Raw genomic sequence first — 26,405 nt, forward strand, 5'->3', positions numbered from 1 at the left:
CGCCAGCGTCAGCGGGCGCATCAGCAGGTCCAGCGTGCGGATCAGCGTGGCGCGCAGGTCCTTGCGGTGGACGACCATGTCCACCATGCCGTGCTCCAGCAGGTATTCGGAGCGCTGGAAGCCCTCCGGCAGCGTCTCGCGGATCGTGCTCTCGATGACGCGGGCACCGGCGAAGCCGATCTGCGCGCCCTTCTCGGCGATGTGGATGTCGCCCAGCATGGCGAAGGAGGCCGTGACGCCGCCCGTCGTCGGGTCGGTCAGCACCACCACGTAGGGCAGGCCGGCCTCCTTGACCATCTCCACGGCGATCGTGGTGCGCGGCATCTGCATGAGGGACAGGATGCCCTCCTGCATGCGCGCCCCGCCCGACGCCGGCACGACGACCAGCGGCGCCTTGTGCGCCAGCGCCGTCTTGGCCGCCGTCACCAGCGCCTCGCCCACGGCGATGCCCATGGAGCCGCCCATGAAGCCGAAGTCGAAAGCGGCCACCACCACCGGCAGCCCGTCCATGGGGCCGTGCGCGACCAGCACCGCGTCCTGCCGGCCGGTCTTGCCCTGGGCCTCCTTCAGGCGGTCGGTGTAGCGCTTCTGGTCGCGGAACTTCAGCGGGTCGACGATGGACTTCGGCAGCTCGACGAGCGTGTACTTGCCCTCGTCGAACAGCATGCCCAGCCGCTTCACGGGGTCGAGCCGCATGTGGAAGCCGCAGTGATGGCAGACCGAGAGGTTCTCCTCCAGGTCGCGGTGGTGCAGCATCGCCTCGCAGTTCGGGCACTTGTGCCAGAGGTTGTCCGGCACCTCCTTGCGGGTGACCAGCGCGCGGATCTTCGGACGGACGTAGTTGGTAAGCCAGTTCATCGCTGACCGGAACTCCTGTTAGGAACGCGCGCCGCGCACGCCCGCCGCCAGCTCGCGCACGAAGGCGAGCGCGTCTTCCGCAAGGCCCGGCTTGGCCTTGCCGTCGGCGTCGAGGTTGGCGGCGATGCGCGAAACGATGGCGGAGCCGACGACGGAGGCGTCGGCCACGCGGGCCACCGCCGCCGCCTGGTCCGGCGTCTTGATGCCGAAGCCGACCGCCACCGGCAGGTCGGTGTGGCGCTTCAGCCGGGTTACCGCCTCGACGATGGCGTCGTCCGTGGCGGACGCCGCCCCCGTGATGCCGGCGACCGACACATAGTAGACGAAGCCCGAGGTGTTCTTCAGAACCGCCGGTAGGCGCTTGTCGTCGGTGGTGGGCGTGGCGAGGCGGATGAAGTTGACGTCCGCCTTCAGCGCCGGCAGGCACAGCTCGGCGTCCTCCTCCGGCGGCAGGTCGACGACGATCAGGCCGTCCACCCCGGCCGCCTTGGCGTCGGTCAGGAAACGCTCGACACCGTAAGCGTGGATGGGGTTGTAGTAGCCCATCAGGATGATCGGCGTGTCGCCGTCCTTGGCGCGGAAACCACGCACGAGGTCCAGCGTGCGCGTCATGCGCCCGCCCGCCGCGAGTGCCCGCAGGCCGGCCGCCTGGATCGCCGGGCCGTCGGCCATCGGATCGGTGAAGGGCATGCCCAGCTCGATCAGGTCGGCGCCGGCCTCCGGCAGGCCGGCCAGCAAGGCCGCGCAGGTGTCGTGGTCCGGGTCGCCGGCCATGATGAAGGTGACCAGCCCGGCGCGCCCTTCGGCCTTCAGGGCGGTGAAGCGGCGGGCGATCCGGCCCGTGTTGTCCGAAGCGCTCACAGCTTCACTCCCAGGTGCTCGGCGACGGTGAAGATGTCCTTGTCGCCGCGGCCGGACAGGCACAGCACCATCAGGTGCTCCTTCGGCAGGGTGGGCGCGCGCCGCACCACCTCGGCGATGGCGTGCGCCGACTCCAGCGCCGGGATGATGCCCTCGACCTTGGCGCACATCTGGAAGGCGTCCAATGCCTGTTGGTCGGTGACGCTGACGTACTCGATGCGGCCGATGTCGTGCAGCCAGGAATGCTCCGGCCCGATGCCGGGGTAGTCCAGGCCGGCGGAGATCGAGTGCGCCTCGGTGATCTGGCCGTCCTCGTCCTGGAGCAGGTAGGTGCGGTTGCCGTGCAGCACGCCCGGCCGGCCGCCGGTCAGCGAGGCGGCGTGCATGCCGGTGTCCACCCCGTGCCCGGCCGCCTCGACGCCCACCATCTTGACGTCCGGATCGTCCAGGAACGGGTGGAACAGCCCCATGGCGTTGGAGCCGCCGCCCACGCAGGCGACCAGCGAATCCGGCAGGCGCCCTTCCAGGGCCTGCATCTGCGTGCGCACCTCGTCGCCGATGACCGACTGGAAGTCGCGGACCATCGCCGGGTAAGGATGCGGGCCGGCGACCGTGCCGATCAGGTAATAGGTGTCGGCGACGTTGGTGACCCAGTCGCGCAGCGCCTCGTTCATCGCGTCCTTCAGCGTCTTGGAGCCGGAGGTGACGGAGCGCACCTCGGCCCCCAGCAGGCGCATGCGGAAGACGTTCGGCTGCTGCCGGGCGATATCCACCTCACCCATGTAGATGACGCAGGGCATGTTGTAGAGCGCACAGACCGTCGCCGTCGCCACGCCGTGCTGGCCGGCGCCGGTTTCGGCGATGATGCGCGTCTTGCCCATCCGCTTGGCCAGCAGGATCTGGCCGATGCAGTTGTTGATCTTGTGCGCACCCGTGTGGTTCAGCTCTTCCCGCTTGAAATACACCTTGGCGCCGCCGAGCTGCCCGGTCAGCCGCTCCGCGTAGTAGAGCGGGTTCGGCCGGCCGACGTACTGGGCGAGGCGTTCGCGGAACTCGGCCTGGAAAGCCTCGTCGGTCTTGGCCTCCTCGTAGGCCTTCTCCACCTCGAGGATGAGCGGCATCAGCGTCTCGGCGACGTAGCGTCCGCCGAAGATGCCGAAGTGGCCGTGCTCGTCGGGCCCGGCGCGGTAGGTGTTGGGTCTGGTCATCGCGGGATCGGACACTCGCTGGAACGGGGCGCTGAAGAACGGGCCGCTGGAACGGGCGTGCACCCGTGGAGGCGCCACCATAGCGATGAGCGGCGGCGATTTGAAGCGCTTGACGATGGCCGCACGGAAGATGGCCGGCATGCCGGATGGTCCGGCCGATCGGACGCATGCAAACGGTTTCGACTAAAAACCAAAGAACCGGGGTGTCTGCGGCAAGTAACAAAATACCACAGCGCTCAGCTGCGCCAACCCGATCATGGACGCCTTCGCGCCCGACCGAGAAAAAACACGGACGCATGCGCGGCTTCTTGTCGCTATTTGCTCACTGTCGCGATAAATTGATTACAGTACATTTGATTCAGCTTGTTCCACTGACCTCTCTACTGGGCAGCGGCATGTTTTTTGAGCGGAGCCGGACGATGGCGTGGAAGCCAAAGGAGTTGCGCAGCGTCGTCGCCGTCTCCGGCGCCGCCCTTGTCGTCGGCGTGACCGCGCTGATGAGCGCCGTCGTCGGCTCCCGTTCGGAAGGGCAGCTGGAACGGGAGATCGGCCGCTCGCTTTCCGAGGCGGCCTTCCAGATGGCCGAAAAGCTCGACACCGACATGTGGGCGCGCTCCAACCAGGTGAGCGTGCTGGCGAAGATCGACGCCGTGCGCGACTGGGCGGTGGCGCAGAAGGTGGTCGACGAGCTGAAGGCGAAAGACCACACGCTGGCCTGGGTCGGCGCGCTGGACAAGGACGGCCGGGTCATGGCGTCCAGCGGCGGCATCCTGCTGGGCGCGAACGCCTCGTCGCGTCCGGTCTTCCAGAACGGCGTCAAGGGGCACTTCGTCGGCGACGTGCACGACGCGGTGATGCTGGCCAAGCTGCTGCCGAACCCGACCGGCGAACCCATGAAGTTCGTCGACGTCGCCACCCCCCTGCGCGACGAGAACGGCAACACGGTCGGGGTGTTCGCCACGCACTTCTCCTGGAACTGGGCGCGCGAGGTCCAGCAGACTCTGCTGCGGCCGATGCGCGACCGCCGCAGCCTGGAAACGTTCATCGTCAGCGCCGACAACACGGTGCTGCTGGGACCGGAAGGCGCCCAGGGGCACCCGCTGTCCCTGAAGAGCGTCGCGGACGCACGGACGGCCGGCACCGGCTGGGCGGTCGAGACCTGGCCCGACGGCAAGGCCTACGTCACCGGCTACGCCAACAGCCCCGGCCACGCCGACTACCCGGGCCTGGGCTGGACCGTGCTCGCCCGCCAGCCGGTGGAGACCGCCTACGCGGACGCCACCGCCCTGCGGCGGGAGATCCTTCTGTGGGGGGCGGCGTTCGCCGTCCTGTTCAGCGCCGCGGCGTGGTTCGCCGCCGGCTGGATCGCCCGCCCGCTGCGCGCCATCGCCGACGCCGCCATCCGCCTGCGCCGGGGCGAACCGGGCGTCGAGATCCCGGAAGTGACGGGGGCCGCCGAGGTGGTCGACCTGTCGCGCTCGCTGCGCGCCCTGGTCGCCTCGCTGAGCGACACCCAGCACGCCTTGTCCAGGATGGAGGACGCGGCCTACCAGGACCGCTTGACCGGCCTGCCCAACCGCCGCTTCTTCGAGCAGTACGCGGAGGCGCTGGCGAACCGTCCGGGCACCCAGCCCTTCACCGTCCTGTGCCTCGACCTCGACGGCTTCAAGCCGGTGAACGACAGCCTGGGCCATCAGGCGGGCGACGCCGTGCTGCGCCAGGTCGGCGCCCGCCTCGCCTCGTGCCTGCGCGCCGAGGACGTGGTGGCGCGCCTCGGCGGCGACGAGTTCGTGATCGTCATCAACCCCGTGCCGGGCAAGAAGGCGCCGCGCGTGGAGGAGATCGCCCAGCGCCTGATCGAGGCGGTCAACGAACCCGTGCTGGTCTCCGGGCGCGTGGCGCGCGTGGGGTGCAGCATCGGCATGGCCTCCTGGCCGGAGCACGGCGCCACCCTGATGCACGTCCTGGAAAAGGCCGACCAAGCCCTCTATGCCGCGAAGCGGGCGGGCCGGAACCGCGCCGTCGGCATCGGCGACGGGGCATCGGAAGAGCCTGCGGCGGCGCTTTCCCTCTGATTGCCGGTCACCCGCCCAAGGGCGGCGCGTACATCAGGCCGCCGCGGTTCCACAGCGCGTTCAGCCCGCGCTCGATGCCCAGCGGCGAACTGCGGCCGAGGTGGCGATCATAGATCTCGCCGTAGTTGCCGATCCGCACGATCACCCGGTGAGCCCACTGGTCGTCCAGCCCAAGCCCGGCCCCCACGCCCGGCATCAGGCCCAGCAGGCGGTTCACCTCCGGGTCCGGACTGTGGTTCAAGGCCGCGGCGTCGGCGGCGGTAATGCCCTTCTCCTCCGCCAGGATGGTGGCGAGGATGACCCAGCGCACCACCTTGTACCAGCCGACGTCGCCGGACTTGATCATCGGGCTCAGCGGCTCCTTCGCGATGACCTCGGGGAAGATGACGTAGTCGTTGGTGTGCGGCGCATTCAGCAGGCGCTGGGCGAACAGGCTGACGCGGTCGTTGGTCAGCACGTCGCAATGGTGGTTGAAGAACGCGCTGAGCGCCCCTTCCGTCGAGTTCACCGTCTTCACCGCCAGCTTGCGGCCGGTGGCGGCGATCCAGTGCTCCAGGTTGCGCTCGGTGGTGGTGCCGCGGATCACGCACACCGTCCCCTCGCGCAGGTCCGCCAGCCGCATGGCGCCCAGCGAGCGGTGCGCCATGAACCCCTGCCCGTCGAACTGGTAGACGGCAGGGAACTCCACGCCCAGCGCCGCGTCGCGGTGCAGCGTCCAGGTGGCGCCGTCCATCACCACGTCCACGCCGCCCTCGCGCAGCACGGCGAAGCGATTCTGCGAGCTGATCTCGATGAACTCGATGGCGTCGGCGGTGCCGGTCACGGCGGCGGCCACGGCGCGGCACATGTCGACGAAGAAGCCCTGCCAGCGCCCGTGGTCGTCGACGGCGGCCAGCCCGGTGCCGCTGGTGGCGACACCGCAGCGCAGGACGCCGGCCTGCTTCACCCGCTCCAGCGTGCCGCCCGCCTGCGCCGATCCCCCGGCCAGCGCCCACGCGGCCACCATCAGGATCAGCATACCCAGCCGGCGCATCGCTTCTCCCCCTCGCCCCCGACGCAGGATCGACCGGGCAACCGGCCGCGGTCAAGCCGCCCATGGCGACGCGGCGGGGGTGTGGCGAATTGCGCCGCATCGGCCGGACGTGCTATTCCGTCCGGATCGATCGGCCGCGGCCCCGCGGCCGCCGCCTGGGGAGCACGTCCTCTTGCCCTTTCCTCGGTTGGGTGTGGCGTTCCGCATCCTTGCGGGTTTGACGGTGATCGGCGGCCTGACCGCCGCCACGGGCGTGGTCGCCGTCTCCTTGTTCGCGCGCTTCCACGACGGGTTCGAGCAGATCGCCACGTCCAAGGTGCCGGGGCTGGTCAGCGCCTCTCAGCTGGCGCAGCAGAGCGGCACCATCGCCGCCAACGCCCCCGCCCTGGTGGCCGTGCAGAGCCAGTCGGTGCGCGACGCGGTGATGGCGCGCATCGGCGACCAGATCCTGCTGCTGGAAGACCTGATGGGCCGCCTGCGCGCCCGCGGTGGCGAGGCGGCCGACCTGGCCGAACTGGACCGCCGCAAGAACGAGCTGGTCGACAACCTGCGCGCGCTGAACGACCAGGTGGAAAAGCAACTGGCGGTGACGGCGGAGACCAGCGCGCTCATCGGCCGGCTGACCGATCTGGCCGAGCGCATGCGCCGCACCCACGCCGAACTGATGGACGGCGACACCATCGCCACTCTGGCCGCCGCGCTGATGTCGGCCCCGGCCGCCTCCGCCGACCCGCAGGCCGAGGCGGAGGCGGTGCGGCGCCTGGAGCACGCGGTGCAGCGCTGGAACGATCACGCCGGCCACGCGCTCACCGTCATGCTGGCCGCCGCGCGCGCCGACCATGAGGCGAAGGTCGAGCGCATGCGCCGCGACTTCCGCGACTCCCTCGACCGCGCGGCGGTGACGCTGACCATGCTGCCGGCCCCGGTGGTCCGGCGGCTGGAGCCGCTGCATCGCGAGCTGTCGTCGCTGGGCCTGGGCGAGGTCAACCTGTTCGCCAGCCGGATGAGCGAGATCACGCTCCAGCGCGCCATCAAGGGGGCGGTGACCCGCAACCAGAACGTCTCGGACCGGCTGGTCGCCGCCGTGTCCGACTATTTCCTCGCCATCGAGCAGGACGTCACCCGCCGCTCCGCCGAGTTCGAGCGCGTCATCCGCGAAGGGGAGAGCGCGATCATCGCGATGGCGCTGTTCTCCATCCTGGGTGCGGCCGGCATCTTCATGTACATCGACCGCAACGTGGTGCGCCGGCTGCGCGTGCTTCAGGCGGCCATGGTCGCGCACGAGAGCGGCCACGCCGTGGCCATCCCCACCCGCGGACGGGACGAGATCGGCGACATGGCCCGCGCGCTGCAGTTCTTCGTCACCACCATCAAGGCGCGCGAGCACGACCTGCGCCAGGGCGAGCGGCGCCTGCGCGCCATCCTGGAGCAGAGCCCCGTCGGCGTGTCGATCGCCCGTGCCGACGGCACCGTGGCCTTCGCCAACGCCCGCGCCGCCGAACTGGCCGGCGTGCCGCTGGACCGCTTCGTCGGCCGCCGCCACACGCTGGCCCTGCCCGGCCTGCCGCCGGCTCCGGACAGCGAGGCCGGCGTCGTCGCCCGCGACGTGGAGGTGGCGGTGGACCGCCCGGACGGCGGCCGGGTGTGGGCGCTGCAAACCCTTCAGCGCACGGAGTTCGAGGGACGCCCGGCCATCCTCGCCTGGAGCTACGACATCACCGAGCGCAAGGCCGCCGAGGAGGCGTTGCGCCACGCCAAGGAGCAGGCGGAGGTCGCGGCCCGCTCCAAGTCCGAGTTCCTGGCGACCATGAGCCACGAGATCCGCACGCCCATGAACGGCGTGCTGGGCATGCTGGAACTGATCGCGCTCACCCCGCTGAACGGCGAGCAGCGCACCCTGGTCACCACCGTGCGCGACAGCGCCACCGCGCTGCTGCGCATCATCGACGACATCCTCGACCTCTCCAAGATCGAAGCCGGCAAGCTGGACCTGGAGGAGCTGGACCTGTCGCCGCTGGAGCTGGTGGAGGGGGTGGCCGACCTGCTGGCCCCGCAGGCGCACCAGAAGGATCTTGCGCTGATCTGCCACGTCGATCCGGCGGTGCCGGCCATGGTGCGCGGCGACCCCGGCCGGCTGCGGCAGATCCTGTTCAACCTCGCCGGCAATGCCATCAAGTTCACCGAGCAGGGCCGCGTCCTCATCCGCACGCTGCCGGTGAACGGCGCCCCGCCGGGCCGCGTGCGCCTGCGCTTCGAGGTGGAGGACACCGGCATCGGCATCAGCGAGGAGGGGCAGGCCCGTCTGTTCCAGCCGTTCAGCCAAGCCGACAGCTCCACCACCCGGCGCTTCGGCGGCACCGGGCTGGGGCTGGCCATCTGCACGCGCATGGTCGAGATGATGGGCGGGCGGATCGGCGTGCAGTCGTCGCCCGGACACGGTTCCACCTTCTGGTTCACCGTCGACCTCCCGCTCAGCGACGCGCGCGCGGCCGAGCCGGACGACACCGACCTCGCCGGCCTGTCCATCGTCGTCGCCGACGGCGAACCGGCCGAGCGCGCCGTCATCGTCCGCTACCTCGCCGACAAGAAGGCGGCGGTGGCCGACGCCATCACCGCCGAGGAGGTGATGGAGTTCATCGAACTCGCACCACCCGACATCCTGGTCCTGGCTTCCCGCCTGCCCGACGCCACGGCCGATGAGCTTCTGGCCCGCATCGCCGAAACCGGCGAGACGCCGCCGCCGGCCCTGCTGCTGGTGGACGGACGCGAGCCGCCGGGCACCGCAGAGACGCTGACCCGGCCGCTGCACCGCGACGCGCTGTACCGCAAGATCGCCGTGCTGTCCGGGCGCGCCGCGCCGGAGACCGCCCAGCGCCCGGCCGAGCCCCGCCCGGCGCAGGCACCGCGTTGCGCCGCGGCTCCCATCGGCGCCGCCATCCTGGTGGCGGAGGACCATCCGACCAACCAGCAGGTGGTGCTGCGCCAGCTCCGCCAGCTGGGGTTCGAGGCGGACCTCGCCGCCGACGGCATGGAGGCGCTGTCGGCGTGGCGCGCCCGCCCCTACCGGCTGCTGATCACCGACTGCCACATGCCGCGCCTGGACGGCTACGAACTGTCGCGCCAGGTCCGCGCGGCCGAGCGGGAGGCCGGCGCCGGCCACATTCCCATCATCGCCATGACCGCCAACGCGCTGGCCGGCGAGATGGAGCGCTGCGTCGCGGCCGGCATGGACGACTACATCGCCAAGCCGGTGACGCTGAAGCAACTGGCCGCGGCGCTCAACCGCTGGCTGGGCGAGGGGTCGGCCACCGCCCCGGCCGAGACGCCCGCCGTCCTGTTCGAACCGGAGGCGCCGGTCCTCGACCTGGACCACGTGCGCGCCACCTTCGGGGCGCTGGACGCGAACGCGGTGGACATGCTGGGCTTCTTCATCGAGACGACGCAGCCGCTGCTGGACGAGGCGTCGGCCGCGCTGGCGCGCGGCGACCTGGAGGCTGCCCGCTCCGCCGCGCACGCCGCCGCGGGGGCGGCGCGCACCGCCGGGGCCAAGGCCTTCGCCGCCGCCTGCTCGGACCTCGAACTGGCGATCCACCAGGGCGACGCGGAGGCCATGGAGCGCAGCCGGAAGGCCATGGCGGAGCGCTTCCCGCCCTTGGCCGCGGCGATCCGCGCCCTGGCGCCGGCGCCGGCGGCGGCGGGATGAGGGCGGGGTGGGCATGGGATCGACGGGATACAAATACAGCTTGTGCTTCCGGCTGGGTTGTCGGGCGGAAGGACGTGCTCTAGTCTCACCGGCGTGAGTGCGTTTACCATGAAATACACACCGGCCCTGGCGGCCGTCGGCCTTGCGCTCGGGGTCGGCCTGTCCATGGACGCGGCGTCGCCGCTGGCCGCCGGCGCGGCCGGCGTGCTGGGCGCTGCCGCGCTGGGCGCCTTGGGCTGGTACGCCGACGGCCAGCGCCGACGTGCCGACCGGCTGGCCGCCGAAGTGGAGCGGCTGGAAGCGGTGCTCGCCGCCTCGCCCCAGCCGTGGTGCGGCTGGGACGCGGCCGGGGTCCGCACCGCTTCTCCCGAATTCACCGCGCTGCTCAACGACGGCCCCATCGAACGGCCGGAGGACATCGCCGCGGCGCTGGCCGAGGGCGACGGCAAGGCCTTCCTGGCGGCGCTGGAGCGCATGCGCGCCGACGGCCGCCCGTTCACGCTGGAGATCGGCACGGCGGACGGCCGGCGCCTTATGCTCAGCGGACGGCGGGGTACGGCGGCCGACGGCGAGGCGCCGCAGGACGTGCTGTGGCTGCGCGACGTCAGCACCGGCCACCGCGCCGCCGCCGCCGAACTGGCCGCCAAGACAGCCGCCGAAGGGGCGCTCGCCGAGTTGCGCGCCGCCCTGGACGCGCTGCCCACGCCGGTGTGGATCCGCGACGGCAAGCTGCGGCTGGCGTGGTGCAACCGCGCCTACGCCCGCGCCGTGGACGCCACGCCCGACCAGGCGGTCTCCCGGCAGAGCGAGCTGTGCCCCGGCGAGGCGGGGCCGGAACTTGCCGGCCGGGCGCGCAGCGGCGGCTTCGCGCAGTCGCAGGTCTGCCCGGTGGTGATCGGCAGCGAGCGCCACGTGCTGGAGCTGACCGAGGCGCCGCTGCCGGTGGAGGGCGGCACGCTGATGGTCGGCTACGCCCTCGACCTCACCGGGCTGGAGACGCTGCGCACCGACCTGAAGCGCCACCAGGCCGCGCACGCCGAGGTGCTGGAGCGGCTGGGCACCGCCATCGCCATGTTCGGCCCCGACCAGCGCATCAGCTTCTTCAACCAGGCCTACGTCCGCCTGTGGGAACTGGACGAGGCGTTCCTGCGCGCCGAGCCCACCCACTCCGAACTGCTGGAGGAGCTGCGGGCGCGCCGCAAGCTGCCGGAATACGCCGACTTCCAGAGCTTCAAGCGCGAGCGGCTGACCCGCTACGCCCACCTGATGGAGCCGCTGGAGGAGATGATGCACCTGCCCGACGGCACGACGCTGCGCGTGCTGGCGGCGCCCAACCCGATGGGCGGCATCATCACCATCATGGAGGACGTGACCAACACGCTGGCGCTGGAGTCCTCCTACAACACGCTGATCGCCGTGCAGCAGGAGACGCTGGACAACCTGGCCGAGGGCATCGCCGTGTTCGGCGGCGACGGAAGGCTGAAGCTGTCCAACCCCGCCTTCGCCCGCATCTGGGACCTGCACGACGAGGACCTTCAGGGCGAGCCGCACATCGCCGACGCCTTCGAGAAGATGCGCCCCTTCCTGGACGACGGCGGCGACTGGGAATCGCTGAAGGAGGAGATGATCGGCGCCACGCTGGAACGCGCCGTACGGTCCGGCCGGCTGGAGCGCGTGGATGGCTCGGTGGTGGAGTTCTCCACCGTGCCGCTGCCGGACGGGGCGGTGCTGAACAGCTACCTGGACGTCACCGACAGCGCCCGGCTGGAGCAGGCGCTGCGTGCCTCCAACGCGGCGCTGGAGGCGGCGGACGAGCTGAAGAGCGAGTTCATCGCCAACGTCTCGCACCACCTGCGCACGCCCCTGAACGGCATCATCGGCTTCGCGGAGGTGCTGGCCAACCAGTACTTCGGCCCGCTCACCCCACGCCAGCTGGAGTATGTGAAGGGCGTGCTGTCGGCCGGCGAGCGCCTGTTGTCGCTGATCGACGACGTGGTCGACCTGACCAGCATCGGTGCCGGCGTGCAGACGCTGGAGCACGCGCCGGTGGACGTGGCGGACCTGCTGGATTCGGTGGCCGGCCTGACGCGCGAGTGGGCGCGGCGGGAGGGCCTGAAGCTGGAGGTGGCGTCGCCCGCCGGCCTCGGCACCATCGAGGGTGACGAGAAGCGGCTGAAGCAGGCGCTGTTCAACCTGGTGGTCAGCGCCATCCGCTCGCCGCCGCAAGGCGGGCGCATCGTACTGGCGGCGCACCGCAGCAACGGTTCGGTGGTGCTGAGCGTGGGCGACGGCACGGCGTCGCCCGACGACGCCCACGCCCCCGGCCGTTTCGACCGCGCCGACGCACGGTCCAACGTGGCGCTCAGCCTGTCGCTGGTGAAGAACGTGATCGAACTGCACGGCGGCCGCATGGAGATGGACGAGACGGCGTCCCAGGGCCTGCGCGTGCGCTGCATCCTGCCGGAAGGAGCACGGGTGGAGGGATAGGTCGGGGTGTTGGGAAGGTATTGCCCCCACCCGGCCATCGCTCCGCTCGGCCACCCTCCCCCGCTAAAGCAGGGGAGGGTTCGTCGGCCGTTTCTCCCTCCCCTGCTTGCGGGGGAGGGTCGGGGTGGGGGCAAGAGTCCCCGACGCAAGCACTTCCTCACACCGGCAACACCACCGTCACCCGCAATCCCCCTTCCGCCCGGTTGGCCAACATGACGTCGCCACCATGGCCGCGGACGATGCTGCGCGCGGTGGACAGGCCCAGCCCCACCCCGCCGGTGTCGCGGGAGCGCGAGCGCTCCAGCCGGTAGAACGGCGCGAAGACCTTCTCGAACTCGGCTTCCGGGATGCCGGGGCCGTCGTCGTCGATCTGTATCCTTACCTGCCCGTCCTCCGGCGCCAGACGCACGCGGCACGCACCCCCGTAGGCAATCGCGTTGTCCATCAGGTTGGCGAAGGCGCGGCGCAGCGCCACCGGGCGGCCGTCCACGGCGAGGTGCGCCGGCCCCCGGTAGGTGGCGTCGTGCCCGGTGTCCACACGGTCGTCGCACAGGCTCTGCAGCAGGTCGGCAAGGTCCAGCGGGCCGCGCGGCTCGCGTTGCGCGTCCTCGCGCGCGAAGGCCAGCGTGGCGGTGATCATCGCCTCCATCTCGTCGAGGTCGGCCAGCATCTTGCGCTGCATCTCCGGGTCGTCCACCAGCTCGGCGCGCAGGCGCAGGCGGGTGAGTGGCGTGCGCAAATCGTGGCTGATGGCGGCCAGCATCTGCGTGCGGTCGGCGACGAAGCGGCGCAGCCGCTCCTGCATGCGGTTGAAGGCGCGGGTGGCGGCGCGCAGTTCCTTCGGCCCCGCCTCCGGCAGGGGATCCGACTCGCCATCGACGCCCAGCCGCTCCGCCGCGCCGGCGAAGCGGGCCAGCGGTGCGGTGAGCCGGCGCGCCGCCCACAGCGACAGGATGGCGATGACGCCACCGATGGCGACCATCCACAGCACGAAGCGCACCAGCCGGAACGGCCCTTCCGCCGGGTCGCCGCCGGTGAAGCTGAGCCACGTGCCGTCGGTGAGCTGCACGGTCAGGCGCATGCGCGCGGACCAGTGCATCTCCTCCGGCATCGGCAGCGGCCCCGGCTGTGGCCCGACCAGCGGCCGGCGCACCTCGATGAAGACCGGACGGCGCGGGTCGGCCAGTGCTTGGCGCAGGCGGCGGCGCAGCGCCTCCACTGGGAAGCCGTCCTTCAGGTCCCCCATGCGCGGCTGCGTCTCGCTCCACGTGACACCCAGCACGGGATCGTCCAGGGCACGCACCACGCGCGGCCGCTCACGCGGCGGCGTGCTCTCCACCAGCTGGACGATGGCCGTGACGCGCTCGATCAGCACGCGCGGCCCGTGCACCGGCGGCCCCTCGTGCCGGTCCGTGACGTAGACCAGGGCGCTGATCGCCTGGGTCAGCAGCAGGGCCAGCACCACGGTCAGCGCGGTGCGCGCGGCGATGCTGTCGGGCAGGAAGCGGCGCAGCAGCATCACGTCCCCACCGTCACCTGGGCCGTGAACAAATAGCCGCCGCCGCGCACCGTCTTGATCAGCGTAGGATCGGCCGGGTCGGGCTCGATCTTGCGGCGCAGGCGGCTGACCTGCACGTCGATGGAGCGGTCGAAGGGCACCGCGGCGCGCCCGCGCGCGAGGTCGAGCAGCTGGTCGCGGGTCAGCACGCGCTGCGGATGCTCGACGAAGGCGACCAGCAGGTCGTATTCGCCGGCCGAGAGCTGCACCAGCACCCCGTCGGGGGAGCGCAGCTCGCGCTTGGCGACGTCCAGCGACCAGCCCTCGAAGCGCAGCACCTTGGCCGCCGTCTCGCCGCCCACCGCCTGCGGCGCGCCGGCGCGGCGCAGCACCGCCTTGATGCGGGCCAGCAGCTCGCGCGGGCTGAAGGGCTTCGCCAGATAGTCGTCGGCCCCCATCTCCAGCCCGATGATGCGGTCGGTCTCCTCCCCCATCGCCGTCAGCATGACGATGGGGATGGAAGCGGTGGCCGAACCGGCGCGCAGCCGGCGGCACAGGCTCAACCCGTCCTCCCCCGGCAGCATGAGGTCGAGGACGATGAGGTCGACCCGCCCCACCTCCAGCGTCTTCAGCATCTCCGCCCCGTCGCGGGCGGTGGAGACGCGGTAGCCGTGCCTGGTCAGGAACTGGGACGTGAGGTTGCGGATTTCCCGGTCGTCGTCGACCACCAGAAGATGCGGCGTGCGGTCCATGCTGATCTGATCCCCCTTCGCCCCCATGATCCGACGCGGCGGCCCGCCGGTTAAGGGGAAAAGTGTTACGGCGCGTTACCGGCCCGGCCGCTGTTACACAGCGTTACCAAACACCCCCTCGCCGGACATAAAGCGGCAAAGCTGGGGGCGCACCTTGGGGCCATCGGAACACACGTACCGAACCCTGTAAGGAGATCCTCCATGAAACGCGCTCTGATCCTCACCGCCGTTGCGGTCGCCGGCTTGGCCGTGACCGCGCCGGTCGTTGCGCAGCAGTTCGGCCCCGGCGAAGGCCGCGGCTTCGGCATGCACCGCATGCACGGCGGCCCGATGGGCGGGCCGATGAACTTCGGCCGCATGTGCGAGAACCAGGACGCCCGGCTGGCCGGCATGCTGGCCTACGCCGAGAAGCGCCTGAAGATCACCGACGCCCAGAAGCCGGCCTGGACCAAGCTCGCCACCACCGCGCAGGAGAGCCAGAAGCCGCTGGAGGCGCTGTGCGCCAAGTACAAGGACCAGCCGCTGCCGACCACCCTGCCCGAACGGCTGGAGCGCATGGACGCCATGATGTCGGCCCGCGTGACGCAGTTCCAGCAGCTCCGCCCGCTGGTCGTCGACCTCTACAACCAGTTCTCGCCCGAGCAGAAGAAGGTGGCCGACGAGTTCATGCAGCACCGCGGCCGCGGCTTCGGCCCCGGCGGCATGATGGGCGGCCCCGGCCAAGGCCAGGGTGGTCCGGGCCAGGGCCAGGGCCAGGGCCCGCGCGGCGGCTGATCCGTCGTTTCGCTCCCGCAAGCCTCCACTTCCTCGCCTTCGCGGGCCGCTTCGGCGGCCCGCTTTTTTCGTCCGACCCCGCTTTTTTCGTCCGATAAGGATCTGCGACCTTCGGCGCGTTGACGGCGCACGCTGCACGGGCTCACGATGAGGATGTCGGCGGACGGAGGCGTCCATGTTCGACGGGCTGCACGGACACGACGGGAACACGCGCGCGCGGATCGTGGCGCTGGCGCGCAGCTACCTGGGCGTCCCCTACCGCTGGGGCGGACGCACCCGCCGGGGCATGGACGGCACCGGCTTCGTCTCCGTCGTCTACGCGTCCGCCCTGCCCGACCGCCGGGCGCGCTTCATGGCGCTGGACGCCGAATCCCTGATGGACGGTGGCCTGTTCGAACCGGTGGCGGAGCCGCTGCCCGGCGACCTCGTGCTGTTCCCGCAGGACCAGCACACCCCGGCCCACGTCGCCATCGTCGTCGACGGCGACGGCTTCATCGGCGCGCAGAGCGCCACCGGCGTGGCGCTCGCCTCCTACCGCCGGGGCTGGTGGGCGGAACGGCCCGTCCGCCTGTTCCGCCGCTGCGCGGAACTGGCGTAGGGGACGTTACGCCCCCGGAACGCCCTTGCTGGTGGAATACTCGAAGTGCAGCGCCTCGCCCGGATGGACCAGCGGGTGCACGGCGTGCGCGGCCTGCGCCGCCTCGGCGAAGCCGCAGAGGATCAGCTTCAGCTTGCCCGGATACGTCGCGATGTCGCCGATGGCATAGACGCCCGGCGCGCTGGTGGCGTAGGTCGGCGGCGTCACCGTGATGTGGTTGCGCTCCAGGCCCAGCCCCCACTCGGCGATCGGGCCGAGGTTCATGGACAGGCCGAAGAAGGCCAGCAGCGCGTCGGCCGGCAGCGCCTTCTCCTCGCCCTCCAGCGTGGCGACGCGTACGGCGGTGAGCTGGCCATCGGCGCCGTCCAGGCCGGACAGCTGGTAGGGCACCACCATCTCCACCCGGCCGTCGCGCACCAGCGCCTCCATGCGCGCCACGCTTTCCGGCGCGGCGCGGAACTTCGGCCGGCGGTGCACGACGTAGACCTTCTCGGCGATGTCGGCCAGCGACAGCGTCCAGTCCACCGCCGAGTCGCCGCCGCCGGCGATCACCACGCGCTTGCCGGCGAAGTCCTGCCGGCGGCGCACCATGTAGAAGACCGAGGTGCCCTCGAACTTCTCCAGCCCGTCCAGCGGCGGGCGGTTCGGGCCGAAGGCGCCGGCGCCGGCGGCGATGATCACCGCCTGCGCGTCGATCTTCGTGCCGATGTTCGTCTCCAGGAGCCACCGGCCCTCGTCCGTGCGGGTCATCTTCTCGACCTGCTGCGCCAGATGGTAGGTCGGCGCGAAGGGGGCGGCCTGCTGGGCCAGCCGGTCGATCAGGTCGGCCCCGTCGATGGCGGGGTGGCCGGGGATGTCGTAGATCGGCTTTTCCGGATAGAGCGCTGCGCACTGGCCGCCCACCATGTCGAGCGCGTCGACGACGTGGCAGCTCATCTTCAGCATGCCGCATTCGAAGACGGCGAACAGGCCGACGGGGCCGGCCCCGATGATGGCGACGTCGGTGCGGTGGGGGGTGGCCGACATGGGAACTCCGGTGCTGTCTGGTGTGGGCGCGGGATTGAAGGCCCCTTGATGTCCGGTTTTGCGCGCCCGATCAACCCCAAGCGCGACAACCCTCCCCCGCAGCCTCGTGCCCAAGCTGTGACAAATTGTCTAAATTTTTCGCAATATTTGTCTTGGCTCTGCCGATTGGCCGTATAGATAATGGAGTTGCGACGGGCCGTGCCTCCGCCGCACCGGTCCCGGGGATCCCGCCATGAAAGAACTGCGCTGCCTCGTCTTCACCGAACAGGAGGTTGTCCGCGCCGTGCTGGACCGCCGCCGCAAGCGGCGCGAGCCGCTGCCGCAGGGCACGGTGCGCGGCGTGAGCTACGACGACCATGACGGGGTGCACACCACCATCAAGGTCGTGGACGACTACGGCGAAGACCAGTCGATGAGGTTGAGCGAGGCGGAGGTGGCGGCCGCCCTGGTCGGCCACTGCATGGGCCGCAAGATCCCGCTGCCCGTCGAGTCCGACAAGTGCCTACACCTGATCAACGGCGCGCTGACGCTGATGATCACCATGAACTTCAACAAGCCTCCCCGGCTGGTGACCGAGCATCACGACGACACGCCCTCGCCGCGCTCCCCCCGCATGATGCGCATGGCGGTGTAGGCCGAACCAGTTGTCACCCATTCCCGGCTTGCGGGGCGCCCCGGCGTTCGCCCACAATCCGGCCCATGGCACAGCCCCCGACGCACACCACAACGCAACGCACCCTTGCCCTCCCTGACGAGGCCGCCACCGCGGCCCTCGCCCGCCGCCTCGCGCCGCACCTGCGGCGCGGCGACGTGGTGACGCTGCTGGGCGACCTGGGCGCCGGCAAGACCGCCTTCGCCCGCGCCGTCATCCGCGCCCTGAGCGGGGAGGAGGTGGAAGTCCCATCGCCGACCTTCACGCTGGTGCAGACCTACGACACCGGCAACGCGACCGTCTGGCACTTCGACCTCTACCGCCTGTCCGGCCCCGACGAGGTGACCGAGCTGGGATGGGAGGAGGCAGCCGGCGGCATCGCCCTCGTTGAGTGGCCGGAACGGTTGGGCCCGCTCACCCCGCCCGACCGGCTGGAGGTGGCGCTGCGCATGGCCGGCACGGCGGACGCCCGGCGCGCCGCGCTGACCGGATACGGAACCTGGGCGGCACGCCTGGCCGCGATGGAGCTGCCGTGAGCCAACCCGATACAATTGGCCGCAATGCGCAGATCACCGCCTTCCTCGCCCACCACGGCCTGGGCGAGGCGGCGCGGGCGCCGCTGGCCGGTGACGCCTCGGCCCGCCGGTACGAGCGCATCGTCAGGGCGGACGGCACGCGGCTGATCCTGATGGACACGCCGGTGCCCGGCCACGACCTGATCCCCTTCATGGCCATCGGCGGCGATCTCGCCGACCTGGGCCTGTCCGTCCCGGAAGTGGTCGCCGCCGACGCGGAGGCCGGGCTGGCCCTGCTGGAGGATTTCGGCGACGGAACCTTCTCCCGCTTGCTGGCCGACGGCGAGGACGCGGACGCGCTGTACGAACTGGCCACCGACGTGCTGGTCCAACTGCACCGCCGCTTCCGCCCCGAACGGGCGGCGGCGCTGGAGCTGCCGGTCTACGACGCGCGGCTGTTCGCCGAGCAGGTCATGCTGTTCGCCGACGTCTACGTCCCGGTCGCCACCGGCAAGCCGTTGGCCGACGCCGACCGTTCCGCCCTGCAGGCGGCATGGGAGGCGGTGATCCCCGACGCCTGCGCTGGGCCACAATCGCTGCTGCTGCGCGACTACCACGTCGACAACCTGATGCGCCTGCCGCGTCCGGGCGTGGCGGCCGGCGGGCTGCTGGATTTCCAGAACGCCGGGCTGGGGCCGGTCGCCTACGACCTCGTCTCCCTGCTGGAAGACGCCCGGCGCGACGTTCCTGCGGAGCGGGCGGAGCGCATGGTCGCACGCTATCTGGCCGCGTTCCCGGACCTGGACGCCGACGCGTTCCGCCGCTCCTACGCCGTGCTGGGCGCGGTGCGGCATACGCGCATCGTCGCCGTCTTCGCCCGCCTGGCGCTGCAGGAGCGGCGGCGCGGCTACCTCATCCACCTGCCGCGGGTCTGGCGCCTTCTGGAGGCGCAGCTCGCCAAGCCGGCGCTGGCCCCCGTGCGGGCGTGGTTCGACCACCACCTGCCGCCGGGCACCCGCGCCGATTTTGTCATTCCGGAGCCGGATTGATGCCGAAGAAGACCGATACGCCGAACCGGGCGATGGTGCTGGCCGCGGGCCTTGGCCTGCGCATGCGCCCGCTCACCCTGCACATGCCGAAGCCCCTGCTGTCGGTGGGCGGCAAGCCGATGCTGGACCACGCGCTGGACCGGCTGGCCGAGGCCGGCGTCGACACCGCCGTGGTCAACGCCCATTACAAGGGCGAGATGATCGCCACCCACCTGAAGGGCCGCAGGAAGCCGAAGATCGTCCTGTCACCGGAGGACACGCTGCTGGAGACCGGCGGCGGCGTGAAGAAGGCGCTGCCGCACCTGGGACCTGAGCCGTTCTACGTGGTGAACGCCGACATCCTGTGGCTGAACGGGCCGAGCCCGGCGCTGCGCCGCCTCGCCGCGCACTGGCGGCCGGAGGAGATGGACGCGCTGCTGCTGCTGATGGCGACGACGCGGGCGGTGGGCTACGACGGGCGCGGCGACTACCACATGGACCCGCTGGGCCGCCTGACCCGCCGGGGGGAGGGGGAGATTGCCCCCTTCGTCTTCGCCGGGGTGCAGATCGTCAAGCCCGAGCTGTGGGCGGGGTCGCCGGACGGCGCCTTCTCCACCAACATCCTGTGGGATCGCGCGCAGGAAGCCGGGCGCCTGTGGGGTCTGGCGCACGACGGGCCGTGGTTCCACGTCGGCACCCCCGAGGCGTTGCAGGAGGCGGAGGAGTTGCTGGCGCTGGGCGGCGCCCGCTCGATCTGGTCGTGAGCGGGGTGGCGCTGAACGTCTACACGATCCCGGCCGGCGTGCCGTTCGTCGACACGCTGGCCGCCGGCATCGCCGCGCGCCTGGGCGACGACCCGCTGGCGCTTGCCGCCGCCACCGTGCTGCTGCCCACCCGGCGCGCCTGCCGGTCGTTGCGGGAGGCGTTCCTGCGCCGCTCCGGCGGGCAGCCGATGCTGCTGCCGCGACTCAGCCCGCTGGGCGACATCGACGCCGACGCGCTGTCCCTGACCGCCGAGGAACTGCCGGGGCTGGCCGGTGCCCTCGACCTGCCGGAAGCCGTGTCGGGGCTGCGCCGGCAACTGCTGCTCGCCAAGGTGATCCTGGCGGCGGGCGGGGAGTTCGCGGCGACGCTGCCGCAGTCGGTGCGGCTGGGCGCCGACCTCGGGCGCCTCGTCGACCAGGTGCAGACCGAACGGCTGGACTTCGCCGGGCTGAAGGCGCTGGTGCCGGACGACTACGCCGGCCACTGGCAGAAGACGCTGGATTTCCTGAAGATCGTCACCACCCTGTGGCCCGCCATCCTGGAGCAGGAGGCGCACGCCATCGACCCGGCTGCCCACCGCAACGCCGTGCTGGAGACGCAGGCCAGGGTGTGGGCGCAGCAGCCGCCGGCCGGGCCGGTGATCGCCGCCGGCTCCACCGGCTCCATCCCCGCCACGGCCGACCTGCTGGCGGTGGTCGCCCGCATGCCGAACGGCGCCCTGGTGCTGCCCGGCCTGGACCGCGACTGCGACGACGAGACCTGGGACGCCATCCTGCACGACGAGGCGCACCCCCAGCACGGTCTGGCGCTGCTGCTGAAGAAGCTGGACCTCGACCGCCGGGCGGTCCGCCCGTGGAACGAGGCGGAGGACCCGCGCGCCGCGCGCGCCCGCCTGATCGGCGAGGCGATGCGCCCGGCCGCCACCACGGAAAGCTGGCGGGCGCTGGAAGGGCTGGACGACACCGCGCTCGCCGGGCTGACGCGCATCGACGCGCCGCACCCGGAGGAGGAGGCGAATGCCATCGCGCTGCTGATGCGCCACACGCTGGAGACGCCGGAAAAGACGGCGGCGCTGGTCACGCCCGACCGCGCGCTGGCCCGGCGCGTCGCCATGGCGCTGAAACGCTGGGACGTGGAGGTGAATGATTCCGCCGGCCGGCCGCTGGCCGACACCGCCGCTGGCACCTACCTGCGCCTGACGGCCGAACTGGCGGCGCGGCGCGCCCACCCGCTGGACCTGCTGGCGCTGGCCAAGCACCCGCTGGCGGCCGGCGGCCGGGATCCGGCCACCTTCCGCACCGACGCCCGCGCGCTGGAGCGCGCCGTGCTGCGCGGTCCCCGCCCGGCCGAGGGATTCGACGGGCTGGTCGCCGCGCTGAAGGCCGCCGACCCGGAGCGCTTTCCGTTCGCTGAGCAGCGCGATTACCTGATCGGTTGGGTCGAGGATCTGGGCACGCTGGCCCGCCCCTTCCTGGAGCTGCTGGCCGGCACCGCGCCGCTGAAGGACCTTGTGGACGCGCACGTCCGCTTCGCCGAGGCGCTTGCCCGCACGTCCGAGGAATGGGGCGACGCCCGCCTGTGGCGCCACGACGACGGCGAGGCGGCAGCATCCTTCATCGACGAGCTGCGCCGGGCAGCCGACGAGTTCCCGCCCGTTCCGGGTCCGGAATATCCAGCATTGTTCGAGGCGCTGATGGCCGGTCGCGCGGTGCGCCCGCGCTTCGGCCTGCACCCGCGCCTTGCCATCCTGGGGCCGCTGGAAGCGCGCCTGCAGCACTACGACCGCATGATCCTCGGCGGGCTGAACGAGGGCACGTGGCCGCCCGAGCCGGCCGCCGACCCGTGGATGTCCCGCCCCATGCGCAAGGCCTTCGGCCTGCCCAGCCCGGAACGGCAGGTCGGCCTGTCGGCGCACGACTTCGCCCAGGCCTGCGGCGCGCCGGAGGTGGTGCTGACGCGCGCGGAGCGTGTGGACGGCACCCCCACGGTCCCGTCGCGCTGGCTGCTCCGCCTGGAAACCGTTCTCAAGGCGCTGCGTCTGGAAGGGCGGATCGACCTGGAAGGGGAACCCTGGCTGGCCTGGGCGCGTTCCCTGGACGAGCCGGACGCCGTGCAGCCGGTGGCGCCGCCCGAGCCGCGCCCGCCGGTTGTCGCCCGTCCGCGCCGCCTGTCCGTCACCCGCGTGGAGACGTGGATGCGCGATCCTTACGCGATCTACGCCCGGCATATCCTGCGCCTCAGCAAGCTCGATCCCATCGCCGCCGACCCCGGTGCCGCCGAACGCGGCCAGTTCATCCACCAGGCGCTGGACGCCTTCGTAAAACTGCACCCCAACCTGCTGCCGGAAAACGCGGTGGCGGAACTGCTGGAACTGGGCCGGCAGAGCTTCGGGCCGTTGCTGGACACGCACCCGGACGTGCGCGCCTTCTGGTGGCCGCGGTTCGAGCGCATCGCCGCGTGGTTCGTGGCGCTGGAGCGCGAGCGCCGACACACCGTCAAGCCGCTGGCCACCGAGGTGACCGGCACGCTGGAGCTGCAAGGGCCGGCCGGCCCCTTCACGCTGACCGCCACCGCCGACCGCATCGATCGTGACGCCAAAGAGAACGGGCTGGTGATCATTGACTACAAGACCGGCACGCCACCGTCGGCCCGCGAGATCGAGTTGGGATTCGCCCCGCAGCTTCCCCTGGAGGCCGCCATTGCCGAGGCCGGTGGTTTCCCAGACGTAACGGCTGGCGCAGTGTCCGGCCTCGCCTTCTGGCGCCTGTCCGGCGGCGACCCGGCCGGCGAGGAGAAGCCGGTGAAGGGCGACGTCGCCACCCTGGCGGCCGAGGCCCGCGCCGGCCTGGAGGAGCTGATCCGCGCCTTCGACGACCCGGCGACGCCCTACCGCTCCTGCCCGCGCCCGGCCATGGCGCCGCGCTACACCGACTACGCGCACCTCGCCCGCGTCCAGGAATGGTCAGCGGGTGGGGGCGGAGGTGGCGAATGAGCCTCGTGGATTTCCCATCCCCCGACCGCCCGCTTGACCCGAACGTTTTGCAACGGCGCGCCTCGGACCCGGAGGCGTCGGTGTGGGTCGGCGCCTCGGCGGGCTCCGGCAAGACCAAGGTGCTGACCGACCGCGTGCTGCGCCTGATGCTGGCCGGCACGCCGCCCGCGCGCATCCTGTGCCTGACCTTCACCAAGGCGGCGGCGGCGGAGATGTCCATCCGCATCAACCGCACGCTGGGCCGCTGGGCGACGCTGCCCGACGACGCGCTGACCGACGCGCTGTACGACCTGTGCGGCGGCATGCCGGCGCCGGAAACGCGCACGGCGGCGCGCCGGCTGTTCGCCCGCGTGGTGGACTGCCCCGGCGGCATGAAGATCCAGACCATCCACGCCTTCTGCCAGTCGCTGCTGCGCCGCTTCCCCATCGAGGCCGGGCTGGTCCCGCACTTCGAGGTGATGGACGACCGCACGGCCGCCGGCCTGCTGGTGGAGGCGCGCGACGCCGTGCTGCACGCCGGCCGTTCCGACAACGAAACGCTGGGCAAGGCGCTGGCCCGCCTGACGGCCGAGCTGAACGCCGAGGAGTTCGCCGCCCTGATGGCCGAACTGGCGGCCGAGCGCGGGCGCATCGTCCGCATCCTGCACGAGCATGGCGGACTGCACGCCACCATCGCCGCCGTGCACGAGGCGCTAAGCATACCGCCCGGCGAGACCGAAGCGAGCATCCTGAAGGAGGCCTGCGCCGACCACGCGCTGGATCTCCCGACGCTGCGCGAGGCGTGCCGGGTCTTGAGCGGCGGTACCGCCACCGACCAGGAACGCGGCATCGGCATCCAGCAGTGGCTGGACGCCGCCGAGTCGCGCGTCACCGCCTTCCACGCCTACGTTCGCCTGTTCCTCACCGCCGAGGGGACACCGCGCAAGACGCTGATGACCAAGAAGCCGGCCACATCCTTCCCCCACGCGCTGAGAGCGTTGGAGGAAGAGGCGTCGAGGCTCGTTACGTTGATGGAACGGGTGAAGGCGGCGGGCGTCGCGGCCTCCACCACCGCGCTGCTGACCCTGGCCGACGCGCTGCTGACGGCCTATGAGGCGCGCAAGCGGGCGCGGGCGCTGCTGGACTACGAGGACCTCATCCTGTTCGCCCACGAGCTGTTGAAGGGCGAGGGGCGGGTGCCCTGGGTGCTGTTCAAGCTGGACGGCGGCCTGGACCACATCCTGATCGACGAGGCGCAGGACACCAACCCCGAGCAGTGGCAGGTGGTCTCCGCCATCGCCGAGGAGTTCTTCGCCGGGCTGGGTGCGCGCGAGGCGCAGGGCGTCACCCGCACCGTCTTCGCCGTCGGCGACGAGAAGCAGTCGATCTTCAGCTTCCAGCGCGCCGACCCGGCCGAGTTCGCGCGCATGCGCCGCCACTTCCAGGCGCGCGCGGACGCCGCCGAGAAAACCTGGGTGCCCGTCGACCTGGACATCTCCTTCCGCTCCACCGCCGCCGTTCTGCAGGCCGTCGACGCGGTGTTCCAGCGCGATACGGCCAAGGATGGCGTCGCTTCCGAAACGAACCCGGTGATCCGCCACCGCGCCTTCCGCCGCGGACACGCCGGCCTGGTCGAGCTGTGGCCGCCGGTGAAGCCGGTGGAGGCCGCCGACCCGCCCGCCTGGGCACCGCCGGTGGCGCGCGAGGCCGCCGATTCGCCCTCGGCCCGGTTGGCGTCGGTGATTGCCGACACCATCCGCGACTGGCTGGCACGCGGCGAGGTGCTGCCGGCCCGCGGCCGTGCCATCCAGCCGGGCGACGTCATGGTGCTGGTGCGCCGCCGCACGGGCTTCGTTACGGAGCTGGTGCGGGCGCTGAAGGACCGCGCCGTGCCGGTGGCCGGCGTCGACCGCATGGTGCTGACCGAGCAGCTGGCCGTCATGGACCTGATGGCGCTGGCCGACTTCCTGCTGCTGCCGGAAGACGACCTGACGCTGGCCACCGTCCTGAAGGGTCCGCTGATCGGCCTAACCGAGGACGAGCTGTTCGCCCTGGCCCACGGCCGGCGCGGCACGCTTTGGCGCGCCCTGCTGGCGAAGGCGGAGGAGGACGCGGCCTACCGCCCGGCCCGCGCCTATCTGGGCGAGTTGCTGGCGCGCACCGATTTCGTGGCACCGTACGAGCTGTTCGCAGGGATCCTCAGCTCCCCCTGCCCGGCCGACCGGCGCAGCGGCCGGCGCGCCGTGCTGCGCCGCCTGGGTCCCGACGCGCAGGACCCGCTGGACGAATTCCTGGCCGTCTGTCTCGCCTTCGAAAAGACCGAGGCGCCGTCGATGCAGCGCTTCCTCGCCTGGCTCGCCGCCAGCGAGGCGGAGATCAAGCGCGAGTTGGAGCAGGGCGGCGGCTCCGTACGCATCATGACGGTGCACGGCTCCAAGGGGTTGCAGGCGCCCATTGTCTTCCTGCCCGACACCATGGGCACGCCGACACAGAGCCCGCCCATCCTGTGGCCGGACGGCGCCGCCACGGTGCCGCTGTTCGCCCCCCGCCGCACGCAGGAGGACGCGCTGTGCGCCGAGGCGCGCGCCCGCGCCAACCGGCGGCGCGACCAGGAATACCGCCGCCTCCTCTACGTGGCGCTGACCCGCGCCGAGGACCGCCTGTACGTCTGCGGCTGGCAGGGCCGCAAGGAACCCGGGCAGGGCTGCTGGTACCGCCTGGTCGAGGAGGCGATGAAGGACATCGCCGCGCCGCACGACTTCGACTTCACGCCGCTCTGCCCCGACGGCTGGAGCGGCGAGGGCTGGCGGCTGGCCGACGTGCAGACGGTGCTGGCGCGCGACGACGGCGCCGCGCTGGAGCAGGGCGGCGCCGTGCACGCGCTGCCGCCCTGGGGCACCACGCCGGCTCCGGTGGAGCCGGAGCCCTCGCGCCCGCTCACCCCGTCCCGGCCGGAAGGGGCGGAGCCCGCGGTGCGCTCGCCGCTGGGCGAGGACGACGGCGCGCGGTTCAAGCGCGGCATCCTCGTGCACCGCCTGCTTCAGACCCTGCCGGAGCTGCGGCCGGAGGCGCGCGGGGCGGCCTGCCGCCACTTCCTGGCCCGCCCTGCGCACGCGCTGACGCCCGAGCAGCAGGACGAGATCGCCCGCGAAACGATGGCCGTGCTGGAAAGCCCGGCGTTCGCCGCGCTGTTCGCGCCGGGCAGCCGGGCCGAGGTGCCGGTGGTGGGCGTCGTCAATGGCCGGGCCCTGTCCGGCCAGATCGACCGGCTGACGGTCGCCGGGGACACGGTGTGGATCGTCGACTACAAGACCAACCGTCCGCCCCCGCGCGAGTTGTCCGCCGTGCCCACGGTTTATCTCCGTCAGATGGCGGCCTACCGGGCGGCGCTGCAGGCCGTCTACCCCGGCCGAACGGTGCGGTGCGTGCTGCTTTGGACGGATGGACCGTTCCTGATGGAGCTGCCGGTGGAACTCATGGACGGCCCATGGGTTTCCGTCCCGGACGAGAGGGCGTGACCGGCGGCTTGACCACCGCCATGCGAACGCCATAAATTTTCGCGTTCCCCACGTCGGGGGTGGCCGGGACGATTGGCCCGGTG

Annotated in this window: 18 protein-coding genes; 11 read left to right on the plus strand and 7 right to left on the minus strand. The window is 71.7% G+C overall.

Going from position 1 to position 26,405, the window contains the following annotated elements; translation table 11 throughout:
- From accD to trpB, 3 genes are all read right to left on the minus strand, one after another.
- Positions 1-858, minus strand: an 858-nt coding sequence (gene accD / locus VED21_RS14245; RefSeq protein ID WP_324883035.1) for an acetyl-CoA carboxylase, carboxyltransferase subunit beta, incomplete at its 3' end; no start/stop codon positions are given.
- An 18-nt stretch (positions 859-876) separates the two neighbouring features.
- A complete protein-coding gene (gene trpA / locus VED21_RS14250) occupies positions 877-1,719 on the minus strand; it encodes a tryptophan synthase subunit alpha (protein WP_324883037.1) in 843 nt (280 codons plus the stop codon).
- A complete protein-coding gene (gene trpB / locus VED21_RS14255; protein WP_324883130.1) occupies positions 1,716-2,927 on the minus strand; it encodes a tryptophan synthase subunit beta in 1,212 nt (403 codons plus the stop codon). The genes trpA and trpB overlap by 4 nt, the downstream gene beginning before the upstream one ends.
- Positions 2,928-3,346: 419 nt before the next feature.
- On the opposite strand from trpB, the gene VED21_RS14260 reads away from it, so the two are divergent.
- Positions 3,347-5,002: a sensor domain-containing diguanylate cyclase gene (locus VED21_RS14260; RefSeq protein WP_324883039.1), complete on the plus strand. Its 1,656-nt coding sequence runs from the start codon at positions 3,347-3,349 to the stop codon at positions 5,000-5,002.
- Positions 5,003-5,009: 7 nt separating this feature from the next.
- Here VED21_RS14260 and VED21_RS14265 read toward each other — a convergent pair whose 3' ends face one another.
- Entirely contained in the window at positions 5,010-6,035 is a 1,026-nt protein-coding gene (locus VED21_RS14265; protein ID WP_324883041.1) for an amino acid ABC transporter substrate-binding protein, read from the minus strand.
- Between the two features lie 172 nt (positions 6,036-6,207).
- Between VED21_RS14265 and VED21_RS14270 the strand changes: the two genes are divergently transcribed.
- Together VED21_RS14270 and VED21_RS14275 are read left to right on the plus strand one after the other, a co-directional pair.
- Positions 6,208-9,738 carry a response regulator gene (locus VED21_RS14270; protein ID WP_324883043.1) on the plus strand — a complete coding sequence of 1,177 codons (3,531 nt, stop codon included), beginning with the start codon at positions 6,208-6,210 and terminating at the stop codon, positions 9,736-9,738.
- Between the two features lie 108 nt (positions 9,739-9,846).
- Entirely contained in the window at positions 9,847-12,225 is a 2,379-nt protein-coding gene (locus VED21_RS14275; RefSeq protein WP_324883045.1) for a PAS-domain containing protein, read from the plus strand.
- A 157-nt stretch (positions 12,226-12,382) separates the two neighbouring features.
- Here the strand turns inward: VED21_RS14275 and VED21_RS14280 are convergent, their stop codons facing one another.
- Together VED21_RS14280 and VED21_RS14285 are read right to left on the minus strand one after the other, a co-directional pair.
- On the minus strand, positions 12,383-13,744 hold the full coding sequence (locus VED21_RS14280) for an ATP-binding protein (protein ID WP_324883047.1): 1,362 nt from the start codon (positions 13,742-13,744) through the stop codon (positions 12,383-12,385).
- A complete protein-coding gene (locus VED21_RS14285; protein ID WP_324883049.1) occupies positions 13,744-14,475 on the minus strand; it encodes a response regulator in 732 nt (243 codons plus the stop codon). The genes VED21_RS14280 and VED21_RS14285 overlap by 1 nt, the downstream gene beginning before the upstream one ends.
- A 201-nt stretch (positions 14,476-14,676) precedes the next feature.
- Here VED21_RS14285 and VED21_RS14290 point away from each other — a divergent pair, with 201 nt between their 5' ends.
- Both VED21_RS14290 and VED21_RS14295 read left to right on the plus strand, forming a co-directional pair.
- Positions 14,677-15,249 (plus strand): Spy/CpxP family protein refolding chaperone, encoded by a 573-nt coding sequence (locus tag VED21_RS14290; RefSeq protein WP_324883051.1) that lies wholly within the window; start codon positions 14,677-14,679, stop codon positions 15,247-15,249.
- A 175-nt stretch (positions 15,250-15,424) separates the two neighbouring features.
- A complete protein-coding gene (locus tag VED21_RS14295; RefSeq protein ID WP_324883053.1) occupies positions 15,425-15,847 on the plus strand; it encodes a C40 family peptidase in 423 nt (140 codons plus the stop codon).
- A 6-nt stretch (positions 15,848-15,853) separates the two neighbouring features.
- Here the strand turns inward: VED21_RS14295 and VED21_RS14300 are convergent, their stop codons facing one another.
- Positions 15,854-16,873, minus strand: a complete 1,020-nt coding sequence (locus VED21_RS14300) for an NAD(P)/FAD-dependent oxidoreductase (protein WP_324883056.1) — start codon at positions 16,871-16,873, stop codon at positions 15,854-15,856.
- Between the two features lie 232 nt (positions 16,874-17,105).
- Between VED21_RS14300 and VED21_RS14305 the strand changes: the two genes are divergently transcribed.
- From VED21_RS14305 to addA, 6 genes are all read left to right on the plus strand, one after another.
- The gene (locus tag VED21_RS14305; RefSeq protein ID WP_324883058.1) at positions 17,106-17,507 is read left to right on the plus strand and encodes a hypothetical protein; all 402 of its coding nucleotides are present in this window, start codon (positions 17,106-17,108) and stop codon (positions 17,505-17,507) included.
- Positions 17,508-17,572: 65 nt separating this feature from the next.
- Positions 17,573-18,061 carry a tRNA (adenosine(37)-N6)-threonylcarbamoyltransferase complex ATPase subunit type 1 TsaE gene (gene tsaE / locus VED21_RS14310; protein WP_324883060.1) on the plus strand — a complete coding sequence of 163 codons (489 nt, stop codon included), beginning with the start codon at positions 17,573-17,575 and terminating at the stop codon, positions 18,059-18,061.
- Positions 18,058-19,089, plus strand: coding sequence for an aminoglycoside phosphotransferase family protein (locus VED21_RS14315; protein ID WP_324883062.1), 1,032 nt, complete (start codon positions 18,058-18,060; stop codon positions 19,087-19,089). Before tsaE ends, VED21_RS14315 begins: the two co-directional genes overlap by 4 nt.
- Positions 19,089-19,832: a nucleotidyltransferase family protein gene (locus tag VED21_RS14320; protein WP_324883064.1), complete on the plus strand. Its 744-nt coding sequence runs from the start codon at positions 19,089-19,091 to the stop codon at positions 19,830-19,832. The genes VED21_RS14315 and VED21_RS14320 overlap by 1 nt, the downstream gene beginning before the upstream one ends.
- Positions 19,829-22,825: a double-strand break repair protein AddB gene (gene addB, locus VED21_RS14325; RefSeq protein WP_324883066.1), complete on the plus strand. Its 2,997-nt coding sequence runs from the start codon at positions 19,829-19,831 to the stop codon at positions 22,823-22,825. The genes VED21_RS14320 and addB overlap by 4 nt, the downstream gene beginning before the upstream one ends.
- A complete protein-coding gene (gene addA, locus VED21_RS14330; protein WP_324883068.1) occupies positions 22,822-26,322 on the plus strand; it encodes a double-strand break repair helicase AddA in 3,501 nt (1,166 codons plus the stop codon). Before addB ends, addA begins: the two co-directional genes overlap by 4 nt.
- Positions 26,323-26,405: the final 83 nt, after the last annotated feature.

The organism is Azospirillum sp. (assembly GCF_035627195.1).
In the GTDB taxonomy this organism is placed as follows: domain Bacteria; phylum Pseudomonadota; class Alphaproteobacteria; order Azospirillales; family Azospirillaceae; genus Azospirillum.

Excerpts from the sequence above, each read along its gene's own strand:
- VED21_RS14275 (WP_324883045.1), top strand. The coding sequence starts at position 9,847 with ATGAAATACACACCGGCCCTGGCGGCCGTCGGCCTTGCGCTCGGGGTC.
- VED21_RS14290 (WP_324883051.1), top strand. The coding sequence starts at position 14,677 with ATGAAACGCGCTCTGATCCTCACCGCCGTTGCGGTCGCCGGCTTGGCC.
- VED21_RS14300 (WP_324883056.1), bottom strand. The coding sequence starts at position 16,873 with ATGTCGGCCACCCCCCACCGCACCGACGTCGCCATCATCGGGGCCGGC.
- trpB (WP_324883130.1), bottom strand. The coding sequence starts at position 2,927 with ATGACCAGACCCAACACCTACCGCGCCGGGCCCGACGAGCACGGCCAC.
- VED21_RS14295 (WP_324883053.1), top strand. The coding sequence starts at position 15,425 with ATGTTCGACGGGCTGCACGGACACGACGGGAACACGCGCGCGCGGATC.
- VED21_RS14285 (WP_324883049.1), bottom strand. The coding sequence starts at position 14,475 with ATGGACCGCACGCCGCATCTTCTGGTGGTCGACGACGACCGGGAAATC.
- addA (WP_324883068.1), top strand. The coding sequence starts at position 22,822 with ATGAGCCTCGTGGATTTCCCATCCCCCGACCGCCCGCTTGACCCGAAC.
- VED21_RS14305 (WP_324883058.1), top strand. The coding sequence starts at position 17,106 with ATGAAAGAACTGCGCTGCCTCGTCTTCACCGAACAGGAGGTTGTCCGC.
- VED21_RS14260 (WP_324883039.1), top strand. The coding sequence starts at position 3,347 with ATGGCGTGGAAGCCAAAGGAGTTGCGCAGCGTCGTCGCCGTCTCCGGC.
- VED21_RS14265 (WP_324883041.1), bottom strand. The coding sequence starts at position 6,035 with ATGCGCCGGCTGGGTATGCTGATCCTGATGGTGGCCGCGTGGGCGCTG.
- VED21_RS14280 (WP_324883047.1), bottom strand. The coding sequence starts at position 13,744 with ATGCTGCTGCGCCGCTTCCTGCCCGACAGCATCGCCGCGCGCACCGCG.
- VED21_RS14320 (WP_324883064.1), top strand. The coding sequence starts at position 19,089 with ATGCCGAAGAAGACCGATACGCCGAACCGGGCGATGGTGCTGGCCGCG.
- tsaE (WP_324883060.1), top strand. The coding sequence starts at position 17,573 with ATGGCACAGCCCCCGACGCACACCACAACGCAACGCACCCTTGCCCTC.